General features: G+C 37.2%; 11 protein-coding genes. 6 read left to right on the top strand and 5 right to left on the bottom strand.

All coding sequences use genetic code 11. From position 1 onward, the window contains the following. Positions 1-39: 39 nt before the first annotated feature. The 4 genes from NOS7107_RS00240 to NOS7107_RS00225 form a co-directional block, all read right to left on the bottom strand. Complete coding sequence (locus NOS7107_RS00240) at positions 40-1,023, bottom strand: glycosyltransferase (protein WP_015110981.1); 984 nt, start codon at positions 1,021-1,023, stop codon at positions 40-42. A gap of 29 nt (positions 1,024-1,052) precedes the next feature. Then, entirely contained in the window at positions 1,053-2,027 is a 975-nt protein-coding gene (gene hpsE / locus NOS7107_RS00235; protein ID WP_015110980.1) for a hormogonium polysaccharide biosynthesis glycosyltransferase HpsE, read from the bottom strand. A gap of 317 nt (positions 2,028-2,344) precedes the next feature. Continuing rightward, positions 2,345-2,773 carry a hypothetical protein gene (locus tag NOS7107_RS00230; RefSeq protein ID WP_015110979.1) on the bottom strand — a complete coding sequence of 143 codons (429 nt, stop codon included), beginning with the start codon at positions 2,771-2,773 and terminating at the stop codon, positions 2,345-2,347. Positions 2,774-2,858: 85 nt separating this feature from the next. Next, complete coding sequence (locus NOS7107_RS00225) at positions 2,859-4,667, bottom strand: ABC transporter ATP-binding protein (protein ID WP_172641451.1); 1,809 nt, start codon at positions 4,665-4,667, stop codon at positions 2,859-2,861. A 264-nt stretch (positions 4,668-4,931) separates the two neighbouring features. Between NOS7107_RS00225 and NOS7107_RS00220 the strand changes: the two genes are divergently transcribed. From NOS7107_RS00220 to purT, 6 genes are all read left to right on the top strand, one after another. Further along, the gene (locus tag NOS7107_RS00220) at positions 4,932-5,780 is read left to right on the top strand and encodes a prohibitin family protein (RefSeq protein WP_015110977.1); all 849 of its coding nucleotides are present in this window, start codon (positions 4,932-4,934) and stop codon (positions 5,778-5,780) included. Positions 5,781-5,975: 195 nt separating this feature from the next. Further along, positions 5,976-6,392: a DUF1824 family protein gene (locus NOS7107_RS00215; protein WP_044500399.1), complete on the top strand. Its 417-nt coding sequence runs from the start codon at positions 5,976-5,978 to the stop codon at positions 6,390-6,392. A 74-nt stretch (positions 6,393-6,466) separates the two neighbouring features. Then, entirely contained in the window at positions 6,467-8,395 is a 1,929-nt protein-coding gene (locus NOS7107_RS00210; protein WP_015110975.1) for an ABC-F family ATP-binding cassette domain-containing protein, read from the top strand. Between the two features lie 357 nt (positions 8,396-8,752). After that, positions 8,753-9,910, top strand: a complete 1,158-nt coding sequence (locus NOS7107_RS00205; RefSeq protein ID WP_253274494.1) for a sensor histidine kinase — start codon at positions 8,753-8,755, stop codon at positions 9,908-9,910. A gap of 25 nt (positions 9,911-9,935) precedes the next feature. After that, positions 9,936-10,418, top strand: a complete 483-nt coding sequence (locus tag NOS7107_RS00200) for a pentapeptide repeat-containing protein (protein ID WP_015110973.1) — start codon at positions 9,936-9,938, stop codon at positions 10,416-10,418. 64 nt (positions 10,419-10,482) lie between these two features. Then, a complete protein-coding gene (gene purT, locus NOS7107_RS00195) occupies positions 10,483-11,658 on the top strand; it encodes a formate-dependent phosphoribosylglycinamide formyltransferase (RefSeq protein ID WP_015110972.1) in 1,176 nt (391 codons plus the stop codon). Positions 11,659-11,752: 94 nt separating this feature from the next. Here the strand turns inward: purT and crtH are convergent, their stop codons facing one another. Next, positions 11,753-13,264: a carotenoid isomerase gene (gene crtH, locus NOS7107_RS00190; RefSeq protein ID WP_015110971.1), complete on the bottom strand. Its 1,512-nt coding sequence runs from the start codon at positions 13,262-13,264 to the stop codon at positions 11,753-11,755. Between the last annotated feature and the right edge of the window lie 357 nt (positions 13,265-13,621).

Below are 13,621 nucleotides of genomic sequence, written 5' to 3'. Positions count from 1 at the left end.
AAGGTTTTTTATAACTTTAAAATTTAGACAATATTTTCACTAAAATTCTGTTTTAATATACCCAAAAAAAGTACTCATGTCAGATAATTTTGGGAAATTTTCAAGCAGTATTTTAGCTGTTTGCTTAGGTAATATACTCATAATTATTAGTTTGATAATAGCTTTATAAATAATCATTTTTTTTACAATAGTTATATCATTTATGATTGTCATCCATAAAAAACGAGCAGTATGAAAAGTTTTCTGTTGCCCTGGCTCTACTGTAAGTGCTTTGTAGCTAAGATATTTATAGAGATTAGCAACTCTATAGGACTTTAAATTTTTTAATGTAGGAGGTACATTATTAAATACCTTGTTAATAATTCGTAAATTAGATGCTTCCGATCCTAAAATGTTGGAAGACTTAGAATTAGTAGATACTCGATAAAGAATTTGAACTTTTTTAATAGGAACAAAATTATAATCAGCAGCTAATCTTAGCCACATATCGGTGTCTTCTGCATTAGTTAGTAATTCATCAAACTCACCTACTTCTCTAAAAACCTGTCTACGCACCATCACATTAGAACCGCTACCAATAAAATCATCTAGTAATAGTTGTGGATAGACATTACCTGTCCAAGTGGCGTGGCTGCATTTCCGTAAAAAATTACCATTTTCATCAATTGCATCTGTAAAACTATAAGCCACTACAGCTTCTGTATTTTCTTGTAATGCCTGATATTGTGCCTCAAGTTTATCTGGTTTCCACAAATCATCAGCGTCTAAGAAACTAACAAATTCAGTGGTAGTATGTAGCAAGCCACGATTGCGGTTAACAGACGCATTTGCTTGGGGATAAGTGAATAATTTTATTCTGGAATCTTGAATCTGAGAAATTTTATTTAATGTTGAGTCAGAAGAAGAGGAGTTAATTATAATTAATTCAAAATCTGATAAACTTTGTTCTAAAACAGAGGCGACAGTTTTTTGAATAGTTTTTTCTGCATTATAAGCAGGAATTATGACTGATACTAGTGGCATAATATGAGCTAGTAATTTAGATATATTGACTACTGGTTTTTAATACTTAAAATAGCTTTTTGCATTTTTAGTCTCCAGATATAAATAGGACTAATTAGAGTACTGATAAGTCTTGCCATTTCGCAGGCTGCGACAATATCAGTAGACATTGCTTGTCGATAACGAATGAAATGCAATACTAGTTTGCGGATATCGTTCAACAAATATACAAAAAAAGCAAAAGGTCTTTGCCAAGTTTGAAGTAGTAACATTCTTAAGTAATATCGAGTTAAACCAATTCCCCGCATCAACGACAAAAGGTAGGTTTTCTCTAAGCGCCAAGCAGGAATGATATGTTCTACTTCCATTGCAGGGTTATACCAAATTTCCCAACCTGCTTTTTGAATATAAAATAAGGCTTCAGCATCTTCACCACCTAACATAGATGAACCAATTCTTCCGACTAAGAAAAGTTGTTGAGGAACATTATCTTTCCACGCATTTCTTCTAACTACTAAGCCAGCGGTGGGAGGGAAGCCTTGGCGATGAGGATAATACTGATGAGGTGTTTCACCTCTTTCGGTAATTGCTAAATAAAATAATATTGGTTTAAGATATTCTGGTGGTTTTACTTCAAAACAGCCATGAATTTGACTAGCGTAAGCTCCAGCATGGTGATGCGTTTGAGCAAATTGATAAGCTTTTATAATCCAGTTAGAGGCTGGCAAATTATCATCATCTAAAAAACCCACAAGTTCACTTTTGGCTTCAATAATTGCTCTATTTCTCGCAAAAGCTGCTCCTTGTTTTGCTTCAAAGGTATATCTTAAAGAGAATGGTTGTTGCCAGTTTTGTTGATAGCTATAAATCAGTTTTGCTGTACCATCGTTACTATTATTATCAACAATAATAATTTCCCAAGTAAGATTTTCAATACCAACCTGATTTTGTAATCTCTCTAATACTTGATGTAAACGTCTCTCGCCATTGTAAGTAGGAATAGCTACAGTAAAATCAATAGACATGGTTAAACAAGTCTGAAATTAAATACATCTAATATCAAAATGACTTACGGCAAGGGTGACACAGAGAAATCAGTGTTTGAGTGTTTTTGCCGTAAGTGATAATCAATTCATAAATTAACTGTCATGAATAAGTGTTTGCTAGGGCAGAAAATTTCACGCCCCTAGACTCACTTATTTATTACGTTCTCTTTTCCAACTAACAAAATTTATGTGGTTGCGTTAATTGTCAATTTGAATCCCAACAATTTAACATATTAGATATTAGAGAAATAAGCAGTGAAATTACCTAAATCTAGCTCTGTTAATAGATATTTAAATTAACTGAATAAATTTTCATTCATGCGTTGCTCTAGTAAATCCAACAACTCATCTACATCTTTACCAACTTGGGCAAAACAATCAGGTGGCGATGGTTCTGGTGCAAACTGAATTAACTTAACTTCCCCTTTCCCAATTCCAATCATCAGCACTTCTACTTCTGGTTGATGATGTTTAATGATTCCCAGAATTTCTTGCAGGCGATTTTCAACGTTATCATTTAATTTCTCTATCGCCTCTTGTGGACAATAAACAAAGTGCGGAGTTGGCTGCAAATCAATGCCGATAGTACCCTGGCTATCGCCATTTTCTAACCATAATGCCCAAGATAGCGCGGCCAATTCTGGTTGATTTGCTTTAACAAATTTATTTAAATGACTACGCCACTTACTATCTGCTGATTCCGGCTGGGTACTACCAAACATCATAATTAATTCGTATTTCCTAATTCGTAATTCTTAATTTCTCTACATCTATCCTGCGGGAACCTGTTACCGCGTCTGTGCGTGAGAATTATCTCAAACCCGACTGCACACGCCATAAACTAGCGTAAACTCCATTTTTCTCTAGCAATTCCTCATGGGTTCCCGATTCTACTAATTGTCCGTATTCCATGACATAAATACAATTGGCATTGCGGATAGTGGAAAGACGATGAGCGATCGCAATTGTGGTTCTATCTACTGTAATCTTTTCTAGCGATCGCTGAATAGCAGCTTCGGTTTCATTATCTACGGCGGAGGTGGCCTCATCTAAAATCAAAATTGGGGGATTTTTTAACACTGCACGAGCGATCGCAATTCTTTGGCGTTGTCCACCAGATAACTTTTGTCCTCGTTCCCCGACAATTGTCTCATAACCTTGGGGCAGATTTTCAATAAATTCATGGGCTTCTGCCACCTTTGCAGCCGTCATGATTTCCTCTTCTGTAGCGGCAAAAGTCCCATAAGCAATATTTTCTGCTACCGTGCCGTGAAAGAGAAATACATCCTGGCTAACTAAGCCTATACAACGTCGTAAATCACGTAAATTTAAGTCTTGGATGTCAATTCCATCTACTGTAATTTTGCCAGTTTCCACCTCATAAAACCGTAATAACAGCTTGACGAGGGTACTTTTACCGGAACCTGTAGAACCGACAATAGCGATCGTTTTGCCTGCGGTAATTTGCAAAGATAAGTTTGTAATTACCGCAAATCTATCTTTATAAGCAAAGGTAACATTTTTAAATTCCACTTCACCGCGTACTTTATCCACAGGTAAGGCTACATTTCCTGGATGAATTGTAATTGGTGTATCCAATAAATTCATTACTCGTTTAGTAGAAGCCATCGCCCGCTGGTATTGGTCAAAAGTATCTCCTAATCTAGTTAAAGGCCATAATAACCGTTGGATTAAAAACACCAAAACACTGTATGTGCCGACCGTCATTTTTCCCGCAACCGCAGCCATTCCACCATATAATAGTAATGCGGTAAATCCAACTAAAATCAGCATCCGAATTAAAGGCACAAATGCAGCCGAGAGTTTAATTGCTTTAGAGTTACTTTTTTTATAAGCTTCGCTATCTTGGGCTAAACGGTAACTTTCATAATCTTCAGCAGTGAAACTTTTAATAGTAGTAATACCGCTTAAATTGTTTACCAGTCGCCCATTTAAATAACCTACCTTTTCTCTGACATCAGCATAACGAGGAGCAAGCAGCCGCTGAAAAGCAAAGGAACCCCAGAGAATAAAGGGCATAGGCGACATCGCCATCCACGCTACACTAGGAGCCAATATAAAGAAAGCACCACCTATAATTATTACTGTAGTGGCAACTTGGATAATGTCATTTGCTCCCACATCTAAAAAACGCTCTAGTTGGTTGATATCATCACTGAGGATGGACATCAAACCGCCAGTACTGCGTTCTTCAAAATAAGCTAATTCCAAATCTTGCAGATGTTTGTAAGCATCCAGTCGCAGGTTATGCTGAATATTTTGCGCTAAATTGCGCCACAGTTTAGAGTATGCGTACTCAAAAATCGACTCTAGTATCCAAATGATGGCAGTGAGTAGAGAAAGAATTAAAAATTGTCCAAAGACATCTTTTACACCCAACTGAGCAATGATAGAATTCTGCTGCTTTACTACTACATCCACCGCCACACCAATTAATCCCGGTGGTGCTAAATCAAAAAGCTTGTTGAGAACAGAACAACCAGTTGCTAACCAAATTTGTTGACGATACTGGTGTCCATAGTCAAGCAGGCGGTGGAGGGGATGCACTGAATGTCTACGCTTGTTTAATATCTGACGAGAATTAAATGCTATAGCCACAGTTGTTTATAATTGCGTGCATTTGATGATAACACGGAGAGGAAGTATCTGACTTTTGTAGACTTGAGCCAGCCTCAGCAGGCAAATGACCAATAATCTATTGATGGTACAATCCCCCAGAGCTACTTGTGGTATCAATCGAAAATCCCCAGCCCCTAAATTTATTTATGAAGCTAATTCAAAATTTAAAATCCAAAATTTAAAATTGCTTGACGTGTCACCATAATACAGGAGTTGCCGGCAAAGCTAAAAGGAGATACAACCTTGAGAAGTCAACAATTGGGAAATTGGCAAACTACAGTTTTAGGAATTTTGTTAGGACTACTGGTGATTGTCGGACTAAATGCCTTTATTATTATCAATCCAGGGCAAGCAGCGGTGATTAGCATTTTAGGTAAAGCTAGAGATGGTGCTTTATTGGAGGGTATTCACTTGAAACCGCCCTTTATTTCCGTAATAGATGTGTATGATTTAACAGTGCAAAAATTTGAAGTGCCAGCAGAAAGTTCGACAAAGGATCTGCAAAATTTATCGGCGAGATTTGCAATTAACTTTCGTCTCGATGCCTCACAAGTAGTTCAGGTGAGAAGAAAACAAGGAACTTTAGAAAATATAGTATCAAAAATTATCGCGCCTCAAACCCAAGAAGCATTTAAAATAGCAGCTGCTAGAAGAACAGTAGAAGAGGCAATTACCAAACGCAGTGAACTCAAAGAAGACTTTGATAATGCTTTAGGCGATCGCTTAGACAAATACGGAATAATTGTGTTAGATACTAGTGTGGTTGATTTAACTTTTTCACCTGAATTTGCCAGAGCAGTTGAAGAAAAACAAATTGCCGAACAACGCGCCCAAAGAGCAGTTTATGTAGCACGAGAAGCTGAACAAGAAGCCCAGGCAGAAATTAATCGTGCTAAAGGTAAAGCTGAAGCACAAAGGCTTTTAGCCGAAACTCTCAAAGCCCAAGGTGGGCAATTAGTTTTACAAAAAGAAGCAATTGAAGCATGGAAAACAGGTGGCGCTCAAATGCCTAAAGTTTTGATTATGGGTGATAAATCACAAAGTAGTGTACCCTTTATTTTCAACCTGGGGAATCTTCCTAGCCAACAATAATTCACGTCAATATAATCAAGTAAATTTGAATGTGCCAATTTTAGATTTTAGTTTCTTTGGGTCATGCCAGGAAACCTATCTATCCAAGTTGTTTCTTCTTACAGTTAGGAATCATCCAAAATCTAAAATCCAAAACTCATTAGCTATTGTTACCTCACACACAAAGGCAAATCCTCAAAAAACATGATTAAATCTATGCCAAACTCAAATCAACTCCCGCTTACCGTCGCTGAAGCTAGAAAATTCCTCAACAAATTCAACTGCTTAGATATTGCACCAGTCCTTGATGCTTCGGAAAAAGCCTTGGTGCGTCAGGCTTTAATCTTAATCACCAAACTTTCTGACTATCAAATATTAGGCATTTGTGCTGACACAGCCGAAGAAGCACTACTAGCAATGAAAACTTACTCGCGGGCTTTGGGTTATGAAGTCCCAACTGATTTACCCACAACTGATGGCCCAGTTTATATTAAATTAAACGGCAAAAATGGTCTGTGCTATCTTGATTCCTACGCAGGGCATCATCGCGGTGTATTAGTATCTTGCCAATCTTATGATGAAAGAGGAATCAACGAAATGTATGGACATCTACCCCTCGATTTATTTGCCTAAAATTGGGAGAATGTAGGTAAGATAAGAATCTTGCCTACCAGATGGCGATCGCAAAGAGCAAATAATTAATTATTATGAGTATTATTACACTCCAATCTATTAAAAAAGATTTTGGCATCAAAGAAATATTAAATAACGCTAATTTTAGCGTTGATACTAATGATAAAGTTGGGTTAATTGGTACTAATGGTTCTGGCAAATCAACTTTATTAAAGATGATCGCCGGACTAGAGCCGGTTGATAGTGGACAAATTATCACTAGCTCTGGTGCAAAAATAATCTACTTACCTCAGCAACCAGATTTAGATGAAAATTGCACAGTTTTAGAACAAGTTTTTGCTGACAGTGGCGAACAAATGAAACTTGTGCGTGAATATGAAGAATTATCAGATAAACTCGCCCATTATCCCGAAAATACTCAATTAATGTCTCGTCTATCTACAGTTATGCAACAGATGGACGCAACAGGCGCATGGGAACTCGAAACCAATGCTAAAATCATTCTCACAAAATTAGGAATCGCCGATTTTGATGCACCCATAGCAACATTATCTGGAGGATACCGCAAGCGCATTGCTTTAGCAACAGCACTGCTATCAGAACCAGATGTTTTGCTCATGGATGAGCCGACAAACCATCTTGACGCGCTGTCTGTAGAGTGGTTGCAAAGTTATTTAAATCGCTTTCGTGGTGCATTGCTATTAATTACTCACGATCGCTACTTTTTAGATAAAGTCACCAATCGCATCATCGAAATTGACAGAGGTGACATTTATACTTATACGGGTAATTATTCATATTACCTCGAAAAGAAAGCCTTAGCTGAAGAATCCGCCGCTAGTACCCAACGCAAACATCAAGGAGTCTTACGCCGAGAATTGGAATGGTTAAAGCGTGGCCCCAAAGCCAGAAGTACAAAACAAAAAGCCAGAATTCAGCGTGTCCACGCCATGCGCGAAACTGAGTTTAAACAGAGTTTAGGCAAAGTAGATATTTCGACAGTCAGCCGCCGCATTGGTAAAAAGGTAATTGACTTGAAGAATATCTCTAAAGCTTATAACGACAGAACTCTAATCAAAGATTTTACTTACGAATTTAGCCCAGAAGACCGCATTGGTATTATTGGCGGTAATGGTGCTGGTAAGTCTACGTTAATGAATATCATCACTGGGCGAATACAACCGGATGCAGGTAACGTAGAGATTGGCGCTACAATTCACATTGGTTATTTTGACCAACATTCTGAAGAATTACTCACGGCTTTGAATGAAGATCAGCGCGTGATTGACTACATTAAAGAAGAAGGTGAATTTGTCCAAATTGCCGATGGGACGAAAATAACTGCTTCTCAAATGTTGGAGAGGTTTTTATTCCCCGGAAACCAACAGTATGCGCCAATTCATAAACTTTCTGGTGGGGAAAAACGGCGTTTATTTTTGCTACGCATATTAATTAGTGCGCCCAATGTTTTAATTTTAGACGAACCTACCAATGATTTAGACGTGCAGACACTCGCAGTTTTAGAAGATTACTTAGAAGACTTTTCTGGGAGTGTAATAGCAGTTTCTCACGATCGCTACTTTTTAGATCGCACTGTTGACACAATTTTTGTCTTAGAGGAAGGTGGTAATCTTCGGCAATATCCTGGCAATTATTCCGTTTATCTAGACTATAAAAAAGCTGAGGAAGCAGCACAACAAGAAACAATTAAAAATAACGATAAACCAAAAAATACTGAAGTTCAAGCAGCCAATCAAGCAAAAGATTCTGAAACCAAAAAACGCCGCCGACTATCTAATTGGCAAAAGCGCGAATTTGAGCAATTAGAAGCTAAAATTTCTCAATTAGAAGCTGAAAAAGCCGAAGCAGAAACAGCTATGAATAAAGTTTCTCCAGGTAATTATAGCCAAGTGCAGAAACTCTACGATCAGGTGGAAACTCTCAAAAAAGCAATTGATATAGCTACCGAACGTTGGTTAGAATTAGCCGAAATAGAATCTTGAAATTAATGAAGCTTTGTTGAAGTTTCTTTGATTTTCGATTGTGAAGAGCGTAACCCCTTGCCCTTTGGTAAGGGCATTTTTATGATTAGATAAGAATTCCGCTGTCCAGCGATTATTTACTTACGATGTTGAGTAAATAATTTATTTCATGCTTCAGCGAGTAAGGTTTAAACTATTGTGTCTTCTAGTCCAATTAGTTGAATTATTTCGATACAGTCAAATTAAAATGACTTTTTCCCTAAGTGCTTGGTGATAGTTTACAGCCTATCTTGCCGTTCAACCTAGCTCAATACCATGTTAAGTTCTCCAGTTGTTCTGTCTTTGATTGTCACCCTGATTGCTCTGGGTGCTGGAATCATGGGACTATCTATTGTTAGGACACGAAAAATTCTCGCATTTTTCAAGACAGAAGCAGATAAACTCAGTTGGCGAATCATGTTCTCGCTCATGGTTTTTTTTCTGGGTGGTTATTCTTTATGTATTTATTTAACAATTACGGAACTATTTGAATGGATACCATTACTGACTGGTATGGTTTTCTTTTTTGGCGCATTATTTGTTTTGTTTACTGTTACTATATACTACCAAACACTACAACGTTTATTTCTAGTACAGGAACAATATCGTATAGCCAAAGAAAATGCAGAATCAGCTTTATCTCAATTAAAAGCAACTCAACAATCTCAAATGCAATTAATTCAACGCGAAACTATGTTAGCGTTGGGAAAAATGGTAGCTGGAGTAGCACATGAAATTAATAATCCAGTCAGCTTTATTCATGGCAATTTAGAATATCTTCGTCAGTATACGAATGACTTACTAAACCTTTTAACAACTTACGCTTCTGTGTATCCAAATCCAGATATCAAAATTATCCAAGCTCTTGCTAAAAGTGACCTGAATTTTATCCATCTAGACTTGCCAAAGCTACTGGAATCAATGGAGAGTGGTACAAATCGGATTAGTGAAATTGTCGAATCACTTTCTAGTTTCTCACGTTTGAATGAATCTGACTATAAAAAAGCCGATATTCATCAATGTATTGATAGTACACTGGTAATTTTGCAGCATCGGCTTAATCGTTATGCGAGTCATAGCAAAGCTATTTCAGTAATTAAATCCTACGGCAAAATACCTCGGGTTTATTGTAATCCTCGCCTTTTAAATCAAGTATTTCTCAATATAATTAATAATGCACTTGATGCTTTAATTCAAAAAGAAGCTATACATGATATAAATAAAGCTGAAGCACTAACTATTTGGATTCAGACAATTCAATCTCAGGAAAATCAAATTACAATCTCATTCACTGATAATGGTTGTGGCATGAATGAAAATATTTGCCAAAGTATTTTTCAACCTTTTTTTACTACTAAGCCTGTTGGACAAGGAACAGGCTTAGGTTTGTCTATTAGTCATCAAATTATTGTTGAGCAACATGGCGGTTCTATTAAATGCGTTTCTCTGATTAATCAAGGTACTACAATCGATATAATACTGCCGATAAAAAGATAGTTATCATCTATTTATATCAGACATAATGATTAGTCTACCAACTCAAGAATTACGTAAAAATGCAATACAGTTTTTAGAACAAAATATTGAGCAAAGGCAACAAACTCTCAAGCAATTGGGAATAAGTCGTTATGAGTTTTTAACTAAAATTAAATTAAATGAAGCGAATATAGTTTGCATAATGCAATTTTTACAAAATCCTCAGCAGCTAAAATTTCCTAATTTAGTTGGTGCAGATTTATCTGATTTGATATTAGACGAAATAAATTTCATCAGAGGTAATTTAACTAATGCTAATCTGCAACGTAGCAGTTTAGTTAATGCTGACCTCCTATTTGCTAATTTTACTAAAGCGGACTTACGCAATGCTGATTTAACAGGTGTAATCCTTAATGAAACCATTTGGACAGAGGCTTTAGTAGAAGAGTGTCAGTTTGCTAAAGGTATTGGTTTGTCTCAATTTCAGTATGAATATTTAAAATTGCGAGGAGCAAAGTTTACTTATTGAAGTAATGTTAATAAAATTCAAAAAATTATAAGATGATGATACTAAAATTTTTCTGGATAAATTGATGAGTAATTCTATTAAGTTACCTAAAAAACTGATGCTGTTGGGTTCAGGGGAACTGGGCAAAGAATTTGTGATTGCGGCTCAACGTCTGGGTAATTATGTAATTGCAGTTGACCGCTATGCTAATGCGCCAGCGATGCAGGTTGCTGATTGTGCAGAAATAATTTCAATGCTTAGTGCCGATGATTTAGAAGCAGTGGTCACAAAACATCAGCCTGATTTAATCATACCAGAAATTGAAGCAATTAGGACAGAAAAGTTACTAGAGTTTGAACAAAGAGGTATTACAGTTATCCCAACGGCGGCGGCGACTAACTATACAATGAACCGTGACAGAATCCGGGAATTGGCACACAAAGAATTAGGCATTAGAACAGCTAAATATGGTTATGCTGTAACGCTAGATGAATTGATTGCAATTTCATCAGAAATTGGCTTTCCGAACGTAGTTAAACCTGTAATGTCATCTTCGGGGAAAGGTCAATCTGTAGTAGCGAATAAAGATGAAGTTGAGCAGGCTTGGAATTATGCGATCGCTAATTCTAGAGGCGACAGTCAAAAAGTCATTGTCGAGGAATTTATTAATTTTGAGATTGAGATAACATTGCTGACAATTAAACAATGGAATACCCCAACAATCTTCTGTTCTCCTATCGGTCATCGTCAAGAAAGAGGCGATTATCAAGAATCTTGGCAACCAGCAGGCATCTCTGAAGATAAAATCTTAGAATCTCAAGCAATAGCCAAAAAAGTCACCGATGCTTTAGGTGGAGCAGGGATTTTTGGTGTTGAGTTTTTCATAACTAAAGATGAAGTCATTTTCTCTGAACTTTCTCCCAGACCCCACGATACAGGTATGGTGACATTAATTTCCCAAAATCTGAATGAATTTGAATTACATTTAAGGGCTGTTTTAGGCTTACCAATTCCTCACATTGAACAACTTTGTCCTTCGGCGAGTGCTGTAATTTTAGCCTCAGAAAAATCAGATTCAATTTCTTTTGTTGGGGTTGCCGAAGCTTTAGCAGAAAAGGATGTCGATATTAAATTATTTGGTAAACCATCGGCTCATCCTTATCGACGTATGGGTGTGGCTTTAGCTAAAGCCGTAAATGTTCAAGAGGCGAGACAAAAAGCTACAACAGCAGCTAATAAAGTCCAAATAGTTTCGACTTGAAAAATGCAGAATCTAGAATACCTCAAACATGGGGTATTCTCCCTCTTTTTTCGATTGATTACACTGCAATTAACTAATGAAAAACGAGCATAGACTATTTCCCAATTCCCAAATCGGCAGCGATGCGATGGGCGCAAGCAAAACCAGAAAAGGCGACAGCATTCAACCCTTGACCGGGAAAAGTACTATCACCAACACAATAAAGTCCCTGAATAGCTGTGCGATTAAAAGGCATTCCTAACAAACCCCACAATTTATGTCGAGGAATTGGCCCATAAGTGCCATCTTCTCGTCCTAGGAAACGACGATGAGTGCGGGGTGTGCCTATGGCTAGATAATCTAACTCTGCATCTAACCCAGGAAAAATCTTTTCTAGTCGCTCAATAATTCGCCAGGCTGCGGCTTCTTTCTTCGCTTCATATCTATTTGCTGACAAACCTAGCCAAGCATCAATCCAGTGAGGTGTAAAGGCATGAATGATATGATGTCCCTCTGGTGCTAAATCTGGGTCAAGCAATGTGGGAATTGAAACAAAAATCGTGCCTTCTGCTGTAGTCATTTTCGCCCAATCTTCTAACAAAATATGATGGCATTCTGTGTGATTGGGTAAAATTGAACTTTTGACACCTATATGTAAACTCAAAAAGCCAGGTGATTTTTCATAACGTTGTTGCCATTTTTTCTCATTATTAGGTATTTTATCTACAGGAATTAATTTACCAAAGGTATCCCAGCGTGTAGCGTTAGAAACTATGCGTTTACCGCGATAAATTTGACCGTTAGCTAGTTCTACGCCGACAGCACATCCCTTTTCTATAATAATTTTTTTGACCCTAGCTTGATACTGAATCTCACCGCCAACTTTTTTTAACCCCTCTACTAGTTTTTGAGCAATTATTCCTACTCCGCCTTGAGGATAATTGACACCACCATAATGTCTATCGGAAAAGACCATGCCTGCATTAATCATTGGTGTCATGTTCGCTGGTACTACTGACCAGCAATAACATTCCATATCAATGAATTTTAATAATAAGGGATCTTTAATATAATGTCGCGCTACTTCTCCGACATTTTTTGGTAGATACTTAAGTAAACCCAGACACGCTAAAGGATGCTGGAAAAACATCCGCATCAAATACCGAGGTTCTTCTAGCGACAATAAATCCATCCGGTTTAGGTAATTAAAAACTTGCCAACATTGGTTATAAAAACGTCGAATACCTCTTGCTTCTTGAGGAAAATAAGCAGTAAGATTTTGCAAAAATTTCTCATGATCCCGGTCAACTTTAATATCTAATTTATCAGGAAGATGATAATGAATCTGTACTGGGTCGGGTATTGTTTTTAAATCAACATTTACTGCATCCAGGGCGCGAGTCAACAAGTTAGTTGTGCCATTTTTCCCCAAGCCGAAAATCATTGATGCTCCGACATCAAAGCGATAACCGTGATGCTCAAAAGAGCCTGCACTACCACCAGGAATCAGATAACGTTCTAGCACCAAAACTTTAGCGCCTTTGGCTGCTAGTTGAGTTGCTGTTACCAAGCCCCCAATTCCCGAACCAATGATAATTGCGTCAAACACAAAATGGTCATTAGTCATTGGTCATTTGTCCTTTGTTTTTGGTTATTAGTCTGACAAAATACAAAATAGCCTAATTTCCATTGAGAAAGTTTAGTCTTTTTATTTATATCTGGAGTAGGCTGTGTTTCTATGCCTAAAACCCTAACAAATGACCAATACATAAAAAAAGAGGGACAAGCCTGCGACTGCTGGCTAATCCCGTCTGCCGATCCTTAAAGAGAGGAGAACACTGATTAATAATATAACTTTGATTGAGAATCTATGTCAACTATTAATGCAAAAGATTTTCAATAATTTTTAGTGTGTTGATTTTGGCTATCAGCCATACGCAGGAAAGAGTATGATGAGGTTTCAGTTCCTATAAAGTCAAAAGTG

Origin of the sequence: Nostoc sp. PCC 7107, from assembly GCF_000316625.1 — a bacterium.
Lineage (GTDB): Bacteria > Cyanobacteriota > Cyanobacteriia > Cyanobacteriales > Nostocaceae > Nostoc_B.
The sequence above is the reverse complement of the archived record's forward strand: the minus strand, read 5'-3'. Positions and strand labels throughout refer to the sequence as shown.

Excerpts from the sequence above, each read along its gene's own strand:
- NOS7107_RS00240 (WP_015110981.1), bottom strand. The coding sequence starts at position 1,023 with ATGCCACTAGTATCAGTCATAATTCCTGCTTATAATGCAGAAAAAACT.
- hpsE (WP_015110980.1), bottom strand. The coding sequence starts at position 2,027 with ATGTCTATTGATTTTACTGTAGCTATTCCTACTTACAATGGCGAGAGA.
- NOS7107_RS00230 (WP_015110979.1), bottom strand. The coding sequence starts at position 2,773 with ATGATGTTTGGTAGTACCCAGCCGGAATCAGCAGATAGTAAGTGGCGT.
- NOS7107_RS00215 (WP_044500399.1), top strand. The coding sequence starts at position 5,976 with ATGCCAAACTCAAATCAACTCCCGCTTACCGTCGCTGAAGCTAGAAAA.
- NOS7107_RS00210 (WP_015110975.1), top strand. The coding sequence starts at position 6,467 with ATGAGTATTATTACACTCCAATCTATTAAAAAAGATTTTGGCATCAAA.
- NOS7107_RS00205 (WP_253274494.1), top strand. The coding sequence starts at position 8,753 with ATGGGACTATCTATTGTTAGGACACGAAAAATTCTCGCATTTTTCAAG.
- NOS7107_RS00200 (WP_015110973.1), top strand. The coding sequence starts at position 9,936 with ATGATTAGTCTACCAACTCAAGAATTACGTAAAAATGCAATACAGTTT.
- purT (WP_015110972.1), top strand. The coding sequence starts at position 10,483 with ATGAGTAATTCTATTAAGTTACCTAAAAAACTGATGCTGTTGGGTTCA.
- crtH (WP_015110971.1), bottom strand. The coding sequence starts at position 13,264 with ATGACTAATGACCATTTTGTGTTTGACGCAATTATCATTGGTTCGGGA.